16 protein-coding genes are annotated in these 17,214 nt (G+C 62.6%); 7 read left to right on the top strand and 9 right to left on the bottom strand.

Annotated features, from left to right (window positions below; genetic code table 11):
* Positions 1-190, top strand: a 190-nt coding sequence (locus AB5Y91_RS10765; RefSeq protein ID WP_368169775.1) for a hypothetical protein, incomplete at its 5' end; no start/stop codon positions are given.
* 165 nt (positions 191-355) lie between these two features.
* On the top strand, positions 356-895 hold the full coding sequence (locus tag AB5Y91_RS10760; protein WP_163149166.1) for a gamma carbonic anhydrase family protein: 540 nt from the start codon (positions 356-358) through the stop codon (positions 893-895).
* An 83-nt stretch (positions 896-978) separates the two neighbouring features.
* On the opposite strand, the gene polA is transcribed toward AB5Y91_RS10760, so the two are convergent.
* Positions 979-3,735, bottom strand: coding sequence for a DNA polymerase I (gene polA, locus AB5Y91_RS10755; RefSeq protein ID WP_290030762.1), 2,757 nt, complete (start codon positions 3,733-3,735; stop codon positions 979-981).
* Positions 3,736-4,135: 400 nt separating this feature from the next.
* On the opposite strand from polA, the gene elbB reads away from it, so the two are divergent.
* The gene (gene elbB, locus AB5Y91_RS10750) at positions 4,136-4,786 is read left to right on the top strand and encodes an isoprenoid biosynthesis glyoxalase ElbB (RefSeq protein ID WP_111913696.1); all 651 of its coding nucleotides are present in this window, start codon (positions 4,136-4,138) and stop codon (positions 4,784-4,786) included.
* 72 nt (positions 4,787-4,858) lie between these two features.
* Here the strand turns inward: elbB and AB5Y91_RS10745 are convergent, their stop codons facing one another.
* From AB5Y91_RS10745 to AB5Y91_RS10730, 4 genes are all read right to left on the bottom strand, one after another.
* Entirely contained in the window at positions 4,859-5,068 is a 210-nt protein-coding gene (locus AB5Y91_RS10745) for a cell division protein ZapB (protein WP_025325277.1), read from the bottom strand.
* Between the two features lie 234 nt (positions 5,069-5,302).
* Positions 5,303-6,583, bottom strand: coding sequence for a hypothetical protein (locus AB5Y91_RS10740; RefSeq protein WP_368169774.1), 1,281 nt, complete (start codon positions 6,581-6,583; stop codon positions 5,303-5,305).
* A 21-nt stretch (positions 6,584-6,604) separates the two neighbouring features.
* Complete coding sequence (gene cysE, locus AB5Y91_RS10735; RefSeq protein WP_025325275.1) at positions 6,605-7,384, bottom strand: serine O-acetyltransferase; 780 nt, start codon at positions 7,382-7,384, stop codon at positions 6,605-6,607.
* 8 nt (positions 7,385-7,392) lie between these two features.
* Positions 7,393-8,304: a cation diffusion facilitator family transporter gene (locus tag AB5Y91_RS10730; protein WP_111913694.1), complete on the bottom strand. Its 912-nt coding sequence runs from the start codon at positions 8,302-8,304 to the stop codon at positions 7,393-7,395.
* Between the two features lie 85 nt (positions 8,305-8,389).
* On the opposite strand from AB5Y91_RS10730, the gene AB5Y91_RS10725 reads away from it, so the two are divergent.
* The 3 genes from AB5Y91_RS10725 to trmL all read left to right on the top strand — a co-directional run bounded on the left by AB5Y91_RS10725 (position 8,390) and on the right by trmL (position 10,980).
* The gene (locus AB5Y91_RS10725; RefSeq protein WP_368169773.1) at positions 8,390-9,082 is read left to right on the top strand and encodes a response regulator; all 693 of its coding nucleotides are present in this window, start codon (positions 8,390-8,392) and stop codon (positions 9,080-9,082) included.
* Complete coding sequence (locus tag AB5Y91_RS10720; RefSeq protein ID WP_289981953.1) at positions 9,079-10,434, top strand: ATP-binding protein; 1,356 nt, start codon at positions 9,079-9,081, stop codon at positions 10,432-10,434. Before AB5Y91_RS10725 ends, AB5Y91_RS10720 begins: the two co-directional genes overlap by 4 nt.
* An 81-nt stretch (positions 10,435-10,515) precedes the next feature.
* Entirely contained in the window at positions 10,516-10,980 is a 465-nt protein-coding gene (trmL, locus tag AB5Y91_RS10715; RefSeq protein WP_139437779.1) for a tRNA (uridine(34)/cytosine(34)/5-carboxymethylaminomethyluridine(34)-2'-O)-methyltransferase TrmL, read from the top strand.
* Positions 10,981-11,029: 49 nt separating this feature from the next.
* Here trmL and dinF read toward each other — a convergent pair whose 3' ends face one another.
* The 4 genes from dinF to lexA form a co-directional block, all read right to left on the bottom strand.
* The gene (dinF, locus tag AB5Y91_RS10710) at positions 11,030-12,388 is read right to left on the bottom strand and encodes an MATE family efflux transporter DinF (RefSeq protein WP_368169776.1); all 1,359 of its coding nucleotides are present in this window, start codon (positions 12,386-12,388) and stop codon (positions 11,030-11,032) included.
* 28 nt (positions 12,389-12,416) lie between these two features.
* Entirely contained in the window at positions 12,417-13,043 is a 627-nt protein-coding gene (locus AB5Y91_RS10705; protein WP_368169772.1) for an SCO family protein, read from the bottom strand.
* Positions 13,044-13,256: 213 nt separating this feature from the next.
* Complete coding sequence (locus AB5Y91_RS10700) at positions 13,257-13,466, bottom strand: hypothetical protein (RefSeq protein ID WP_234567867.1); 210 nt, start codon at positions 13,464-13,466, stop codon at positions 13,257-13,259.
* A 461-nt stretch (positions 13,467-13,927) separates the two neighbouring features.
* Positions 13,928-14,554, bottom strand: coding sequence for a transcriptional repressor LexA (lexA, locus tag AB5Y91_RS10695; protein ID WP_025325267.1), 627 nt, complete (start codon positions 14,552-14,554; stop codon positions 13,928-13,930).
* 204 nt (positions 14,555-14,758) lie between these two features.
* On the opposite strand from lexA, the gene plsB reads away from it, so the two are divergent.
* Positions 14,759-17,182 carry a glycerol-3-phosphate 1-O-acyltransferase PlsB gene (gene plsB, locus AB5Y91_RS10690; RefSeq protein WP_163138065.1) on the top strand — a complete coding sequence of 808 codons (2,424 nt, stop codon included), beginning with the start codon at positions 14,759-14,761 and terminating at the stop codon, positions 17,180-17,182.
* Positions 17,183-17,214: the final 32 nt, after the last annotated feature.

The following is a 17,214-nucleotide window of genomic DNA, read 5'->3' as shown; positions in this document are numbered from 1 at the left end:
CGATGCTGTGAGTGCCCACACAGATTGCTTGATTCAAATTGTTAAAGAGCGACGCAACAGTTCGTTGCTGCGGGAGTGGAATTCTACTCAACCGCTTTCTCGAGTCAAGCCTTATTTTCAAAGGCTTTTCGAGGTTATCGACGAGGTTGTTTGCGTTGCCGCTTGCCCTGTCGATGGAGGCGCATTATAGGGAGCTGAAACTTTCTGGCAAGCCCATTTTTGCAAAAAGTGGCAATAAATCTTCAAAAATAGGCCTTTCTCTAGTTATTCATAGCCAACCACAGCTTTTGTACAAACTTATCCACAGAAACGAGCCCGGGATTGCTAGAATGGCCAGAAAATTGAGGAGGCAGAGATGGACTTGCGACTGAGACCCTATAAAGGAAAACGCCCACAACTGGGCAAACGAGTATATGTAGACCCCTGCGCCACCCTGGTGGGAGACATAGTGCTCGGCGACGATGCCAGCATCTGGCCCCTGGTGGCGGCACGGGGGGATGTGAACCACATTCGCATCGGCGCCCGCAGCAATGTGCAGGACGGCACTGTTCTGCATCTCAGTCGCAGGAGCACCGCCAATCCCGACGGTTATCCCCTGTTGATAGGGGAAGACGTCACCGTGGGCCACAAGGCCATGCTGCACGGCTGCACCATAGGCAACCGGGTGCTGGTCGGCATGGGGGCCATACTGCTGGATGGGGTAGTCGTCGAGGATGACGTGATGATAGGCGCCGGCTCTCTGGTGCCACCGGGCAAGCGGCTCGCATCCGGCTTCCTCTATATGGGGAACCCGGTCAAGCAGGCGCGGCCACTCAAACCGGCAGAGATTGCCTTTCTGAAGACCTCGGCCGACAACTACGTCCTGCTCAAGGATGAGTATCTGCAAGAGGCTTGAGGCAGACAGGAAACGGAAACAAGAAGCCCGGCATGCTGCCGGGCTTCTCTGCTTATATAGCTAGCCAATCACTGTGGTCAGGATCAGTGGGCCTGATCCCAGTTGTCGCCGGTTCCGGCTTCCACCACCAGCGGCACGTGCAGCTCGGCTGCCGCGGACATCTTCTCCTTGATGAGAGCTATGTACTCCTCCAGCTTCTCCTCGCGGATCTCGAACACCAGTTCATCGTGAACCTGCATCAGCATGTGGATGGAGCCATCGGTAATGCCCCGGATCCAGCCATCGACAGCGATCATGGCGCGCTTGATGATGTCGGCGGCCGTGCCCTGCATGGGGGCATTGATCGCCGCCCGCTCGGCGCCCTTGCGCAGACCGGCGTTGCGAGACTTGATGTCCGGCAGGTAGAGGCGACGACCGAACAGGGTCTCGACGTAGCCCTGGGCTTCCGCCTGCTGGCGGGTGCGCTCCATGTACTCCAACACGCCAGGGTAGCGTTCGAAGTAGAGATCCATGTATTTCTGCGCCTCGGCGCGGCCGATCCCCAGCTGCTTGGCGAGGCCGAAGGCACTCATGCCATAGATGAGGCCGAAGTTGATCGCCTTGGCACTGCGGCGCATGTCGGTGGTCACCGCCTCGAGCGCCACGCCGAACACCTCGGCGGCGGTCGCCTTGTGGATGTCCTTGCCCTCGGCAAAGGCGGTCAGCAAGCCCTGGTCACCGGAGAGGTGCGCCATGATGCGCAGCTCAATCTGGGAATAGTCCGCCGCTACCAGCTTGTAGCCAGCGCTCGGGATGAAGGCCTGCCGGATCCGGCGTCCCTGCTCGTTGCGCACCGGAATGTTCTGCAGGTTGGGATCGGTCGAGGAGAGCCGGCCGGTTGCCGCCACCGCCTGATGGTAGGAGGTGTGTACCCGCCCGGTCTGGGGCTTGATCATCAGCGGCAGCTTGTCGGTATAGGTGGACTTGAGCTTGGCCAGGCCACGGTGTTCCATCAGCAGGCGCGGCAGATCATAGGTCTCCGCCAATTCAGCCAGCACCTCTTCGGCGGTGGATGGGGCACCCTTGGGGGTCTTCTTGAGGATGGGCAGCCCCAGCTTGACGAACAGTATCTCGCCGAGCTGCTTGGGTGAGGAGAGGTTGAACTCCTGCCCGGCCAGCTCGTGCGCCTGCCGCTCCAGCTCCGCCAGACGCACTTCGATCTCCTGGCTCTGCTGGTGCAGCAATTTGGGATCTATGGTGGTCCCGAGCAGTTCCATCCGTGCCAGCACCGGCAGCAGGGGCAGTTCGATCTCGGTGAATACCTTGGCAAGCGTAGGCAGTTTGCTCAGTTCGCCCCACAGGGTCTGGTGCAGACGCAGGGTGATGTCGGCATCTTCCGCCGCATAGGGTGCGGCCTGCTCCAGTTCGATCTGGTTGAAGGTGAGCTGCTTGGCCCCCTTGCCGGCGATCTCTTCGAACGAGATGGTGTCGACGCCCAGATACTTCCTGGCCAGGGAGTCCATGTCGTGACGGCTGGCGGTGGAGTTGAGCACATAGGATTCGAGCATGGTGTCGTAGGCGATGCCCTGCAGATCGATGCCGTGGTTCTGCAGCACGTTGCGATCGTACTTGAGGTTCTGCCCGACCTTGAGACGGGCCGGATCCTCCAGCAGGGGTTTGAGCTTGCCCAGCACCTGCTGTTCGGTCAGCTGGGTTGGAGCCCCCAGATAGTCGTGGCCGAAGGGAACATAGGCCGCCTTGCCCGGCTCGATGGCGAACGACACGCCAACCACTCGCGCCTCCATATAGTCGAGACTGGTGGTCTCGGTGTCGAAGGCAAACAGGGGCGCCGCTTTCAACAGTGCCAGCCAGTCGTCGAACTCGGCCTCCTCCAGAATACAGCTGTAGTCGGTCTCGATGGCAGCAACCGGAGCGGCGGCGTCATCAGCGGCCACTTCCTGCCCGGCGCTCTCTTCGCCACCGGACTCCAGCTCCTTGATCAGGTTGCGCAGTTCGTACTCGCGGTAGACCGCCAGCAGGGACTCCTTGTCGATCGGGCCCAGCAGCAGCTCTTCGAGACTCTGCTCCAGCTCCACGTCGGTCTTGATGGTTGCCAGCTGGTAGGAGAGGCGAACCTGCTCTTCCTGCTCGCGGAACTTGTCGGCAAACGCCTTGGAGCCACGAAAGCCGAGGGCGGCGACCTTGTCGAGGTTGGCGGCGATCTGATCGATGCTGCCTATCCCCTGCAACAGCGCCTGGGCCGTCTTCTCACCCACCCCTGCCATGCCGGGAATGTTGTCCACCTTGTCCCCCATCAGGGCCAGGTAGTCGATGATGAGCTCGGGGGGCACGCCGAACTTCTCGATCACCCCTTCCCGATCGGTCTTCACATCCTTCATGGTGTCGATCAGGGTGACATGGTCGGAGACCAGCTGCGCCATGTCCTTGTCACCTGTGCTGATGAGCACGGGCAGCTGTTTCTCGGTCGCCTGGCGGGCGAGCGTGCCGATCACATCGTCGGCCTCGACCCCTTCGACCATCAGGAAGGGGAAGCCCATCGCCTTGATCATCTGGTGAATGGGAGCGACCTGGCTGCGCAGATCGTCCGGCATGCTGGCGCGGGTCGCCTTGTACTCGGGGTAGATGTCGTCACGGAAGGTCTTGCCCTTGGCGTCGAACACCACGGCCACATGGCTGTCGGGGTATTGCTTGCGCAGGCTGCGCATCATGTTGGCCATCACCCGGACGGCGCCGCTTGGCAAACCGGTCGATGTGCGCAGATCGGCCTGCTGGGAGGCGAAGAAGGCGCGGTAAAGATATGAAGAGCCGTCGACCAAGATAAGGGGATTGCTAGGGGCCATGAAATCGTCCTGCCAGGAATAAACAGTCGCTAGGATGCCACAGGGCCCGCGGCACACCAAGGGGCTGGCCCCCTCCCATTCGTACCATTAAGCGACCCCTTGCCTGTGGATAACTCTGTGCTCAAAAATGGACTCATGGCTGCGCCATGGTGGCAAAGCTGTGGATTAAAAACAAAAAGTGCATATAAAACAGTGCATTGAGATCGTAAAAACAAACCATGATGCCTTCATCATGATCTCGATCAATGTGGAAAAAAATTCAAGGGGGTCAACGAGGCAGGATCCAAAACGAAACAATCCTAGCACAGCAAGATGACTTGACCAGTGGAGGCCGAACGATAACCATACAAAAGTACAACAATCTACCCTGGCTCACATTTTCAACAACGAGGAGTCTGCCATGAAAAAAGTGGCCGTGATCTTGAGTGGCTGTGGCGTGTTTGATGGCGCCGAGATCCATGAAGCCGTCATCAGCCTGCTGGCACTGGCCCGTCAGGGCGCCACCACCCAGTGCTTCGCGCCCGACGTGCCTCAATTGCACGTCATCAACCACCTGACCGGCGAGGTGAGCGAGGGGGAGAGCCGCAACGTCCTGGTCGAGGCTGCCCGTATCTGCCGCGGGCAGATCAGGAATGTGGCCGAGCTGGATGCGGCCGATTTCGATGCCCTGCTGGTGCCCGGCGGCTTTGGCGCCGCCAAGAATCTGTGCGACTTCGCCGTCCAGGGCGCCAACTGCCAGATCCAGCCCGATGTGCTGAAGGCGTGCCAGAGCTTTGCCAAAGCCCGCAAACCGGCAGCCTATATCTGCATAGCGCCGGCCATGATACCCCTCATCTATGGCGCCGGCACCCTGGCCACCATAGGCCATGACGAGGGTGCCGCCAATGCCATCGAGGCCATGGGGGGCAGCCACCTCAACTGCCCGGTCAGCGAGTTTGTGGTGGATCAGGAACGCAAGGTCATCTCGACCCCGGCCTACATGCTGGCGCAGAACATCCTCGAGGCCGCCGACGGCATAGAGAAGACGGTCAAGCAGCTGCTGGCCCTGTGATCCCCACCCCTGCCAAAACAAGCGGGCCGCTCAAAGAGCGGCCCGCTTTCATTCCAGTCAGTCAAGACGGGATCAGATGGCATCGCCCATCTGGTCCATCTTGCCCAGCAGGGCGCGCAGACGTTCCTGCCAGGCAACATGCTCGTTGCGCAGCTGATGGTTCTCGTCTTGCAGCTTGTTGTTCTGCTCTTTCAGCTCGTCCAGCTCCATTTTCAGCAGGGAGATGTTGTCGACGGCGGATTGTACTTTGGATTCGAGTTGCTCAAGGACTTCTAGTGACATATGCATACCTGTATGTTCAATTGCGATGCCCCACAGGGGGCGATCAAGCGCGTGAAGCCAGCATACCCTGATGCGCTCGGCACAAACAAGCCAGCGCGTTGCAAAATGCGCCCTCCGTGCCGGTATTGCTTAAATATGCGTCGGTTTTTCTCGCAGGGGGCAGGAACCGCGATCCGGGACGCTCGCCGCGGCGCCACAGCCCCCTGCGAACCTGCCCCTCTCCCGCCGCCAATGTCAGCCGTGCAGGGCGATGAAGCCCCCCATCAACAGACAGGCCACCCCGTACATCAACAACCCGTAGAGCAGGTTCCAGCGCAGCAGCAGCCTGGCGCTCAGGTTGTAGCGGGAGGCCAGCGCCAGGTTGGAGCCGGACAGCGGGCTGGTGCCGGTGGCCAGCCCCCACCCCAGCAGGAAGCACATACCGAGCAGGCTGGGATCCGGTGACAGTGGCCACAACAAGGGAGCCACCCCCGAGATGCTGATGAGGGGATGCACGCCTATGATGGCGACCAGGAAGATAAGCAGCAGGGTGAGGGATGCCTCAAGCCAGCCGAAGTGGTTGAACAGCGGCAGACCGTGACCTGCACCAAAGTCGATGACGGAGAGGGCGCTGTTGATGCCGGCAGCCAGCAGGCCGGCTCCCAGGAACAACACCAGCTGGCCGCCGATGGCGGGGAAGCGTTCCACCACCTGCCGCTTGAGGGCCGCCCCGCGTCCCTGGCCTGGCATGAAGAGCAGTGCCAGCAAGGGGGCCACCAGCGCGATCACCGCCAGAATGCTGAGCCCGGGCCAGAGCCTGTGGATCAGCAGCACCAGCAGCGCCAGGGTCACCGGCAGCCCCAGGGTCTGCAACCTCATGGGATAGCCTTCGAAGTCCGCCACCCCGAGCCGCTCCACCTGCCAGGCCGTCAGTCCCATGGCCAGCAGGGCGGCGAGGATGCCAAACGGCAATATGCTGGCCAGCTGCAGGCCGGGGGCGTAAGTGAGCGCCACCGCCATGGCGACGAAGAAGGGAGACCAGAAGGCCGCGGCGCAGAAGATCCGGCTCAACACCATGACCTGGCGCCGCTCAAGGGTACCATTGCGCTCCAGCCGATCACCGATGATGAAGAGCACAGAGAGGTTGATGATGGCACCGAGCAGATTGAGGCTGGCCATGGTGCTCCACAGCCCCTTGCGACCGGACCAGGAGGCGGTGCCTGTCAGTAGACCCGAAGTGGCGAGGTTGAGGGTGCTGACGGCGGCAAACATGGTGAGCATGTTGATGTTGGGCAGCAGCCAGTCCCCGGGGCTGAGGCTGGCACCGCGCCACCAGGAGAAGATCAGCAGCAGCAGTGCCGCCCCATAGAGCGCCAGCGCCTGACGACGGGCGGCGCCCACCAGCCAGGGCCAGGTGAGCAGAGAGGCGGCCCAGGCTGCGACGGCGGCTGGCCAGGGGGAGAATCCCAGATAGAGGTGCAGCAGGTTGAGCAGCCACATCCCCAGGATCAGATAGCCTGAACAGCGCTTGACCATACAACGGCCTCGGTCAGGGGATCAGAGACACTGATCCATGTCCAGGGAGGGCTTGTCGCACTCGGGTCGGCCCACTATCTTGGCGGGCACGCCGGCGACCGTGGTGTGGGGCGGCACCGGGTTGATCACCACGCTGCCGGCCCCTATCTTGGCGCCGACCCCCACCTCTATGTTGCCGAGCACCTTGGCGCCCGCCCCTATCATGACCCCTTCGCGGATCTTGGGATGACGGTCGCCACTCTCCTTGCCGGTGCCCCCCAGAGTCACGCTCTGCAGGATGGAGACATCGTTCTCGATCACCGCGGTTTCACCGACCACTATGCCGGTGGCGTGGTCAAACATGATGCCCTTGCCGATCCGCGCGGCCGGGTGCACGTCGACCCCGAACACTACTGAGATCTGGTTTTGCAGGTAGAGCGCCAGCGAGCGACGCCCCTGGCGCCACAGCCAGTTGGCAACCCGGTAGCCCTGGAGGGCATGGAATCCCTTGAGGTAGAGCAGCGGCGTCGAGAAGAGGTCGACGGCGGGGTCACGATCCTGTACCGCGCAGATGTCGGCGGCCACAGCGGCCAGCAACTCGGGTTCGCTGCGCAGGGCCAGCTCGATCACCTCGCGCAGGGCGATGGCCGGCATTGTGGTGCTGTCGAGCTTGTTGGCGAGCTGGAAGCTCAGCGCCGAGCGCAGATCACTGTGATTGAGAATGGTGGAGTGAAAGAAGCTGGCCAGCATGGGCTCCTGGGCCGCCATGCTCTGCGCTTCCTGCTGAATTTTTTGCCACGTCTGGGCAACCAGATCATCCATGTTGCAGCCTACTGTTGTTCAGGGTGAGTGCCTTGTTGTTCTTTTGTCAGCACCGAGATGGGGTCCATGTGAATGATCACCTCCATCCGCTCAAAGGACTGGCGGACCGCCAGTTCAGCCTCGTCGGCTATCTGATGGGCCTTGACCAGGGGCAGTTGATCATCAAGCTCCAGATGCAACTGCACGAAGCGGGTCGGTCCGGATTGACGGGTACGCAGATCATGTACGCCATGCACCCCCTCTACGGCACAGCAGAGCGCCATTATTCTCGCTTGTTCTTCCTCTGGCAACTGACGATCGAGCAGGGCCTGTACCGATTCGTAGCCGATCTGGACGGCTCCCCACACCAGGAACAGACCGATCAGGATGGCGAACAGGCCATCGGCCCAGTACCACCCCTGACCCGCCAGCACCAGTGCCACCAGGACACCGGCATTGAGCAGCAAGTCCGAGCGGTAGTGCAACATGTCGGCCTTGATGGCCACGCTGTTGGTCTTGCGAATGACGAGGCTCTGGAAGCTCACCAGCAGCAGGGTCAGCAGGATGGAGCCGGCACTGACCCAGATCCCGGCCTCGAGCCGCACCACGGGAACCTGGTTCAGCATCGACGAGATACCGTGCATCATCAGCAGCAGGGCAGAGCCAGAGATGAAGGCCGACTGGATCAGACCCGCCAGGGACTCCGCCTTGCCGTGGCCGAAGCGGTGCTCCTCATCGGCCGGCGCCAGCGCGTAGCGGATGGCCAGCAGGTTGATGATGGAGGCGCTCACATCCATGAAGGAGTCTGTGAGGGACGCCAGCAGGCTGGAAGAGTCCGTCATCAACCAGGCGATCAGCTTGCCCAGGATCAGCAGGGTGGCGGTGACGACCGCCGCCGTGCTGGCGAGGGTGACCCAGCGGGAATAGTGTTGGTGGCTCAAAACCGGCTTTCCTCTGACGCGTAAAAACTTATTATACCCTGACCCGAACGTCAGTTTGGCGTGCAAAATCAACGGAGTGACCCGAATGAACAAAATACTCCTGGTCGACGACGATCTCGAACTGACCCAGCTGCTCACCGAAATCCTGACCCTGGAAGGGTTTGACGTCACCGTCGCCGAGGATGGGGAGGAGGGGCTGCTGCGGCTGGCAGAGCAGGCATTCGATCTGGTGTTGCTGGACGTCATGATGCCCAGACTCAACGGGTTCGCCATGCTGACCAGGCTGCGCAAGACCCACGACACCCCTGTGCTGATGCTGACCGCCCGGGGCAACAGCCAGGACAGGGTCAACGGGCTCGAAGCGGGGGCCGATGACTATCTGGCCAAGCCCTTCGACGACAGAGAGCTGCTGGCGCGGGTGCGCGCCATCTTGCGCCGCACCCAGAATCCCTCCCCCCAGCGCGGCGCATCCGACGAGCTGCGCTTCATGGACCTGGTGCTGCAACCCGGCCTGCAACAGGCCCGCTGCGACGATCAGCTGCTGGAGCTCACCGCCACCGAGTTCGGCCTGCTGGAGTGCCTGCTGCGCAGCCCGGGCCAAATCGTCAGCAAGAATCTGTTGTCCGAACAGGTGCTTGGCAAGAAGCTCGAGCCCTTCGATCGGGCCATCGACATGCACCTGAGCAACCTGCGCAAGAAGCTGCCTGAGCGCAGCGATGGCCAGCCCCGCTTCAAGACGGTGCGTGGCCGGGGCTACCTCTGGCTGGAGCAGGCATGAAAACGGCCCGCACCTTCAATGGCCTCTCCACCCAGATCTTCCTCTGGTTCTGGTTCATGCTGCTGCTCGTGCTGGCCGCCGTGGTGATACTGCCCACCCTGGATCCCCGCAACACCATACCCCTGCCCGAGCACGAGATGGCCAGGATGAACAACAACCTGCGGGCGCTGCAGGCCGGTGCCGACCCGAACCAGGATTTCGATCTGCAGCAGGCCATCACGGCGGCCGGGCTGTTGCCAGTGGACAACGTCTACCTGCGCGACGCCAAGGGCCAGATGCAATCCACCACCCGACTGAGCAAGTTCGTCATCCGCTTCATGCTGGATGCCGACAACCCGGCCAAGCCCATGCTGGGCAGCGAACACCAGCGGGCCATCGCCGGCCCCTTCCAGATGCAGCACCACGGCCAGAGCTATCACGTCTACTTCGGGCTCAACGTCGAAAACTCCTATCTGTTCCTGTTTATCCAGATCCTGGATCACCCCATCCAGATCCTGGGCATCGCCATGCTGGTCAGCACCCCCCTCTGTCTGTTGCTGGCCTGGCGGCTGACCCGCCCCATACTGCAGTTGCAGCAGTCGGTCTCCCAGCTGGCGCAGGGCAAGCTGGAGACGCGGATCCCCAACCTGGGGCGGCAGGACGAGATAGGTCAGCTGGCGGATCATGTCAGCCACATGGTGGACACCCTCAAGCGCATGATCCAGAAGCAGAAACAGTTGCTGTCCGACATCTCCCACGAACTGCGCAGCCCCCTCACCCGCATTCAGCTGGCGCAGGCCTTGATCCGCCGCAAACAAGGGGACAGCTCGGAGCTGGCGCGGATCGAGAGCGAAATCGCCCGGCTCGACAAGCTGATCGGGGATCTGCTGGATCTGTCCCGGGTCCAGCAGCACGTGGAAGCCCCGGTGGAGCTGCCGCTGGCGGATCTGCTGGAGCCCATACTGGACGACGCCATGTTCGAGGCCAATCAGAATGGCAAGCAGCTCAGGCTGCCGCCGCTGCCGACCGAGTCGCTGCGGATGTGGCCCGAGCTGCTGGCGAGGGCCCTGGAGAACCCGCTGCGCAATGCGCTCAAGTACGCCCGCGAATTCATCAAGGTGGATTGGTATCAGGAGGGACGGGAGTGGGTGATGACCATAAGGGATGACGGCCCAGGCGTGCCGGTGGAGCAGCAGCCCATGCTGTTCCTGCCCTTCTTCCGGGTCGATGATGCCCGCAACGCCAAGACAGGCGGCACCGGCCTCGGTCTCGCCATCGCCGCCGAGGCGATCCAGCGCCATGGCGGCACCATCAAGGCCAGCAGCAATCACCCGACCGGGCTCGTCATCACCATACGCCTGCCCATGGTGTGAGCCACCCCTTTTCATCGGCACGGGCGCTGGGTATGCTGGCGCCCGTTTCGCACCACCCCAGCCCCGCATCAGGATCCCCCCATGCTCGACATAGTGCTCTATCAACCGGAAATCCCGCCCAACACCGGCAACATCATCCGCCTCTGCGCCAACACCGGCTACCGGCTGCACCTGATAGAGCCCCTGGGTTTCGCCTGGGATGACAAGCGGGTGAAGCGGGCCGGGCTCGACTATCACGAGTTTGCCGAGGTGAAGCGCTGGCCGAGCTATGAGGCCTTCCTCGCGGCCGTGGCCCCCAAGCGGGTGTTCGCCTGCACCACCAAGGGGCGCACCGCTCATTCGGCGGCGCAGTTTGCCCCCGGGGATGCCCTGCTGTTCGGGCCTGAGAGCCGTGGATTGCCGGCGGAGATCATCGAGAGCCTGCCGTTCGAGCAGCGGCTGCGCATTCCCATGCTGCCCCAGAGTCGCAGCATGAATCTGGCCAATGCGGTCGCGGTCTTCGTCTACGAGAGCTGGCGCCAGTTCGGCTATGAGGGATCCCTCTAGCCTAGGTCGGCGCGACGCCCCTCAGAGGCAGCGCCGACCGTGAAACCCGTCAGGCGGGTTCCCGGCCTTGATACAGCAAGCGGCCATCGCGCTCCAGTTGCCAGCATAGCCAGCCCAGGGTCAGTCCCCGCCCCGTCATCAGCGCCGCCATGGCGGCCCACAAGGCCGCCACGTCCCACCCCTGGCACAGCCACCAGACGGGGAAGAAGCCGGCAAACACCGCCACCAGCATGCTGTTGCGCATCTCCCGGGCCCGGGTGGCCCCGATGAAGACCCCATCCAGCAGGAAGCACCAGACCGCCAGCAAGGGCATGACGATGAGCCAGGGCAGTTGGCGGTTTGCCTCGGCGATCACCGCAGGAAGGTCGGTGATATGGGCGATGAGCTGCCGCCCCCCCAGGGCAAACCCCAGGGCGAAGGCGAGCGCGATCAGCAAGGCCCAGCCCAGGTTGAGGACTATGGCCTCCCGCAGCCCCTGCCTGTCCCGCCGTCCTATGGCGCGCCCCACCATGGCTTCCACCGCATAGGCGAAGCCATCCAGCCCGTAGGAGATCAGCATCAGGAAGTTGAGCAGCACCGCATTGGCGGCCACCGCCACGTCCCCCAGCCTGGCACCCTGCAGGGTCATGAAGGCGAAACAGAGCTGCAGGCAGAGGGAGCGGATGAAGATGTCCCGATTCAGGCCGAGCAGCCGCCGCACCGCGGGCCATTGCCACCAGCGCGACCAGGCACCCTGCCACACCTCGGCCGAGAGATGGCGCAGGCGGCGGCTCACCAACCAGAGCCCCACCCCGAGCGCGCTGTAGTCCGCCAGCAGGGAGGCGGCAGCCACCCCCCTGACCTGCCAGCCCAGCCCCAGCACGAACCAGGCATCCAGCACCATGTTGACCAGGTTGCTCAGGATCAGCAGCAGCATGGGGCTGCGCGCATCCTGCATGCCCAGCAGCCAACCCATGATGACCAGGTTGCACAGGGCCGCCGGGGCGCTCCAGATCCGCACCGAGACATAGTCTCCGGCATAGACCTGCACCTCGGGGGATCCCCCGCTGAGCCCTATGATGGCTGGCAAGAAAGGCAGCACCAGCAACAGCAGGGCCAGCCCCAGCCCGACGGCGAGGCCGAGCGCCCGCGCCAGGGTGTCAAGCTGCCCCTCGACGCTGGCGGCGCCCTGAGCCTGGGCGGTCAGGCCAGTGGTGGACATGCGCAGGAAGCCGAGCAGCCAGAACAGGAGATTGATGAGGGTCGCCCCGACCGAGACCCCCCCTAGGAACCAGGCCTGACCGAGATGACCGATCACCCAGGTATCCACCAGGCCGAGCAAGGGGGTGGTGACGTTGGAGAACACCATGGGCAGGGCCAGGGCAAACACGGCCCTGTGGCGGCGAGGATCCCTCAGCCAGGACGGCATCAAGCTCAGCACGAAAGACGCCGGCGGCTCACTCGTCGGCCAGCCGCACTATGCGTGCGAAATCGGAGACCATTGTCTGCATATCCACATGAGCCACTTCACCCGGGGCCACCTTGGGGCGGAACATGGCCACCAGCTTCCCCTCGGGATTGATCAGCACGATCGAGGCCGAGTGGTCTATGAGGTAATCCTTGCGCTCGCTCTCCACGATGGAATAGACGAGGCCAAGATTGCGCACCAGGGGGAAGAGGGCGCGGTGGGGGCCGGTCGCCGCCTTGAATTCCGGATGGAAGAAGGCGGTATAGCTCTTGAGACGGGCGCTGTCATCCCGCTGGGGATCCGCCGAGACGAAGACCACCTGGCTGCTGGGCGAGACCTTCTTCAGATCCGGGTAGATGGAGCGCAGATCCGCCAGGGCGGTCGGGCAGACGTCGGGACAATAGGTGTAGCCGATGAACAGGAAGGTCCAGTGCCCCGCCAGATTGGCCGCGGTGAAGGGCTTCCCATCCCCATCCGTGAGGGTGAAGGGGTTGATGTCACGCCCTACCGGATAATAATCCGCCTGCGCAGGCAGGGAGGGTTGGCTCCAGTAATAAGCCGCCATTATGCTGCCGACGAAGAGCAACAACAGCAGGGAAAAACGTGGTTTAACCATATAAAACAGAACCTTGCTAGTTCAACCAGCCAGATGGCGAGGCCAATGAAGGGCTATTGTAACCCGCCCGGCCCCGTTTCTGCCTAGTCCTGAGTCCGGATCCTGGGCAGGAATGGGCCCCGTACGGAGGAAACGGCCCCTATCTCCGGGCAATGGCGGGGAAAAGAAAAGCCCCACACCGGGTGGGGCTCACACACTGTTCGGGGGACTGGCTCAGGGTCGCAGTCTGCGCTGCCCCTGGGGGCGCCGTATAGTGGCGCGCAGCGGAATGACCGGGGCCGTCCAGGGAGCATCTGGCAAACCTATGTCATGGTGGCGGCGGAACAGACGAACCAGGCGGACAATCTTGTCCTTGGGGCACCCCAGCCAGATGGTCCAGCCATCGCCCTTGTGATACACCCAGAGCGCATAAAACCAGGTCATCCGACTGCCCTTGATGAATCGGGTGATGGAGGATGCGGGGGTTGCGGTTGCGGCCGGACCCGGATCCCACGGCGAGCTTGAAGCCATACCTGTCCTCCTTGCTCAACAGGCCACGCCGACCAGTGTGACTGCCATCGGGATGGCAGACCAGGCACCGTCGCGTACTGACTGTATTGAGTCGTCCTGCTGCCTGACGACTCTCCCTGTCCCGCACCGCCTCAGTTGTGATGCATCCCTGCGATCCATGCTGACCTGGCGGCACACTCAAGGTCATGGCGGTTATCCGGCCATGACACTGCGGGCCTTCTCAAAGGATATATCCGAAATGCATGATCCGTGGCGGTACTGTTTGCGGTGGATCTGGGCGGCGGCAATGGCGGGGATCGGGGAGGAAAGAAGAGCGGGGAAAACGGCACAAACGAAGGGGCCTCCCGCAGGAGGCCCCTCGGCATGTCCGATGCTTACATCCAGTCGGCGTTGCGAATAACCCCGACTGCCAGCCCTTCGATGGTCAGGTGCTGGCTGGAGAGATCCACCTCTATGGGGGAGAGATCCTCGTTCTCCGGCAGCAGCCACACCTGGCTGCCCTTGCGCTGGAAGCGCTTGACGGTGACGTCTTCATCGAGACGCGCCACCACCACCTGGCCGTTGCGCACCTCCTGGGTCTTGTGCACCGCCAGCAGATCCCCATCCATGATGCCGATGTTCTTCATGCTCATGCCCTGCACCCGCAACAGGAAGTCGGCCCGCGGGTGGAACAGGGCGGGATCCACCTGATAGTGGCTCTCTATGTGCTCCTGAGCCAGGATGGGCTCACCGGCCGCGACCTTGCCGATGAGCGGCAGGCCGTTCTCTTCTGGCGCAGCCTCCTCCTCCTCGAGCAGCAGGCGGATGCCGCGGGAGGTGCCGGGCATGATCTCGATGACCCCTTTCTTGGCCAGGGCCTTCAGATGTTCCTCGGCCGCATTGGCCGACTTGAAGCCAAGCTTCTGGGCGATCTCGGCGCGAGTCGGCGGCATGCCGGTCTCGCTCATGTTCGCCTTGATAAGCTCCAGCACTTCAGCCTGGCGGGGGGTAAGGGGTTTCATAGCATTGGCACCTGTCTTTTTATACAGCACACTGGCAGTATATACAGTGCTGTGGCCAAGGCAAGGCGTTGCTGATATTTGTCCCCGCCTTGTCGCAAAAATCCCGCACCTTCTATCCTGAAAAGGCACTCATCCTACCTCTCGGCGACAAGCTGTCGGTGATTTGCTATGCTCACGCCGCATTTTTTTGGAGAGCAGACGCACATGTCCCTTGGACAGAACATTTCCAGAGCCATCCTGCAATGGCCGGTCAGTGGCTTGGTCAATCACAAGAGCCTGCCGGAAAATCCCATCACGGAGCTCAAGCTGGATCCGGCAAGACCCATAGTCTATGCCCTGAAAACCAGTTCGATCACCGACCTGATGACCCTGCAACAGTGCTGCGAGGATCTCGGCCTGCCCGGCCCCTTCACGCCGCTGGAGCTGGGTGGCCAGCTGCTGCCGCGCTACGTCTGTCTGGATCGTCCGCCTCCCCTGTTTGGCACGCGCAACAAGCCGCTGCCCTTCCTGCAGGAGTTCCACCAGCTGCTGGACTTGCACAAGCAGGATCCCGAGCTGGATATTCAGGTGGTGCCCGTCACCCTGTTCTGGGGCCGTGCCCCCGGTAGGGAAGGTGAGGAAGCCTCCGGCTGGAACATCATCAGCAGCCTGGCCCCGAACCGGCTCAAAAAGGCGCTGATCGTGATCCTCAAGGGGCGCGAAAACCTGGTGCGCTTCTCCCCGCCGCTCTCATTGCGCTACATGGCGGACAAGCACGGTACCGACGAGGCCATAGCCCACAAGCTGGCACGGGTGGCCCGCACCCACTTCAGCCGCCAGCAGCTGGCGGCCACCGGTCCCAAGCTGCCCAACCGCAACCTGCTGTTCAAGCAGTTGCTGGATTCGAGCGTGATCCAGCAGGCCATCGAAGAAGAGGCCAGACGCGAGGGCATCAGCCTGGAGAAGGCGCAGAAGCGCGCCCATGGCTACATGGACGAGATCGCCTCCAACTTCTCCTTCCGGCTGATCCGCCTCGGTGAGACTTTCCTCGGCTGGCTCTGGAACAAGCTCTACCGCGGCCTCTCGGTCAATGGTGCCGAGCAGGTGCGCCAGCTCGCCCAGGAAGGGCACGAAATTGTCTACGTCCCCTGCCATCGCAGCCACATGGACTACCTGCTGCTCTCCTACGTCATCTATCACCAGGGCATGGTGCCGCCCCACATAGCGGCCGGCATCAACCTCAACTTCTGGCCGGCGGGCCCCATCTTCCGCCACGGCGGCGCCTTCTTCATCCGCCGCACCTTCAAGGGCAACCCGCTCTACAGTACTGTGTTCCGTGAATATCTGAACCTGCTGTTTGCCAAGGGCTACTCGGTGGAGTTCTTCACCGAGGGTGGCCGCTCGCGCACCGGTCGCCTGCTGCCGCCCAAGACCGGGATGCTGGCCATGACGCTGCAGGCCATGATGCGCGGGCTGGACAGGCCGGTGACCCTGGTGCCCGTCTATCTGGGCTACGAGCACGTGATGGAGGTCAACACCTACCACAACGAGCTCAAGGGCAGCCGCAAGGAGAAAGAGAGCTTCCTGCAGGTGCTCGGCATACTGCGCAAGCTGCGCAACTATGGCCGTGGCTTCGTCAACTTCGGTGAGCCGCTGACCCTCAACAGCTACCTCGGCGAGCAGGTGCCGCACTGGAAGGAGAGCATTGGCCGCGAGGAGCGCCCCGAGTGGATGGCCTCCACAGTCAATCAGCTGGCCGAGCTCTTGATGACCCGGATCAACGATGCCGCCGCCGTCAACGGCCTGACCCTGAGTGCCCTGGCACTGCTGGCCGCCGAGCGCCATGCCCTGACCCGGGACGAACTGCAGGCCCAGATCAACACCTATCTGGACCTGCTCAAGCAGGTGCCCTACAGCCCCCAGAGCACCATGCCGGACGAGGATGCCAAGACACTGCTGGATCAGGCCATGGAGCTCAACAAGTTCGAGGTGAGCGAGGACAAGCTCGGTCAGATAGTCAGCCTGGACCGCTATCAGGCGATCCTGCTGACCTACTACCGCAACAACATATTGCACCTGTTCGCCCTGCCCTCCCTGGTGGCGGCCTTGATCGAACGCTGCGAGGGGATCTCTCGCGGCGAGATAGTCGCCCGCTGCGTCGACATCTACCCGCTGCTCAAGACAGAGCTGTTCCTGCGCTACGAAGAGGAGGAGCTGCCGGAGCTGGTGGATGCCCTGCTGGCCGAGCTGCAACGCCAGCAGCTGATAGAGGCGCGCGATGGCGGCTACTGGGTCAATCCGGGCAACCAGATGCGCCTGCTGCTCCTGGCCGAGAGCATTCAGGAGACACTGCAACGCTACGCCATAGTGCTGACCCGCATGCTGGCCCAGCCCCACATAGAGGCGGAGCAGCTGGAGGCGGACGGCCTGATGATGGCGGAGCGCCTCGGCACCCTGCACGGCATCAACGCCCCCGAGTTCTTCGATCCCAAGCTGTTCAGCACTCTGATCCACACCCTGCGCAGCGAAGGCTATCTGGATCCGGGCTGCAAGCCGGATCTCGGCCGCTTCCAGGCCCTGGCCGACAACATAGTGCCGCTGCTGAGCAACAAGATCCGCCGTACCATACAGGCGGGCAACCGGCTCTGATCCTCGTCTTACAGCCAACAAAAAGGCCGCAT

Origin of the sequence: Aeromonas sp. R4-3, assembly GCF_040908275.1 — a bacterium.
Classification (GTDB): Bacteria; Pseudomonadota; Gammaproteobacteria; order Enterobacterales; family Aeromonadaceae; genus Aeromonas; species Aeromonas rivipollensis.
This window is presented reverse-complemented; position numbering and strand designations above follow the sequence as displayed.

Excerpts from the sequence above, each read along its gene's own strand:
- AB5Y91_RS10725 (WP_368169773.1), top strand. The coding sequence starts at position 8,390 with ATGAACAAAATACTCCTGGTCGACGACGATCTCGAACTGACCCAGCTG.
- cysE (WP_025325275.1), bottom strand. The coding sequence starts at position 7,384 with ATGGATGATCTGGTTGCCCAGACGTGGCAAAAAATTCAGCAGGAAGCG.
- AB5Y91_RS10740 (WP_368169774.1), bottom strand. The coding sequence starts at position 6,583 with ATGGTCAAGCGCTGTTCAGGCTATCTGATCCTGGGGATGTGGCTGCTC.
- AB5Y91_RS10700 (WP_234567867.1), bottom strand. The coding sequence starts at position 13,466 with ATGACCTGGTTTTATGCGCTCTGGGTGTATCACAAGGGCGATGGCTGG.
- dinF (WP_368169776.1), bottom strand. The coding sequence starts at position 12,388 with ATGCCGTCCTGGCTGAGGGATCCTCGCCGCCACAGGGCCGTGTTTGCC.
- elbB (WP_111913696.1), top strand. The coding sequence starts at position 4,136 with ATGAAAAAAGTGGCCGTGATCTTGAGTGGCTGTGGCGTGTTTGATGGC.
- trmL (WP_139437779.1), top strand. The coding sequence starts at position 10,516 with ATGCTCGACATAGTGCTCTATCAACCGGAAATCCCGCCCAACACCGGC.
- plsB (WP_163138065.1), top strand. The coding sequence starts at position 14,759 with ATGTCCCTTGGACAGAACATTTCCAGAGCCATCCTGCAATGGCCGGTC.
- polA (WP_290030762.1), bottom strand. The coding sequence starts at position 3,735 with ATGGCCCCTAGCAATCCCCTTATCTTGGTCGACGGCTCTTCATATCTT.
- AB5Y91_RS10720 (WP_289981953.1), top strand. The coding sequence starts at position 9,079 with ATGAAAACGGCCCGCACCTTCAATGGCCTCTCCACCCAGATCTTCCTC.
- AB5Y91_RS10745 (WP_025325277.1), bottom strand. The coding sequence starts at position 5,068 with ATGTCACTAGAAGTCCTTGAGCAACTCGAATCCAAAGTACAATCCGCC.
- lexA (WP_025325267.1), bottom strand. The coding sequence starts at position 14,554 with ATGAAACCCCTTACCCCCCGCCAGGCTGAAGTGCTGGAGCTTATCAAG.
- AB5Y91_RS10760 (WP_163149166.1), top strand. The coding sequence starts at position 356 with ATGGACTTGCGACTGAGACCCTATAAAGGAAAACGCCCACAACTGGGC.
- AB5Y91_RS10705 (WP_368169772.1), bottom strand. The coding sequence starts at position 13,043 with ATGGTTAAACCACGTTTTTCCCTGCTGTTGTTGCTCTTCGTCGGCAGC.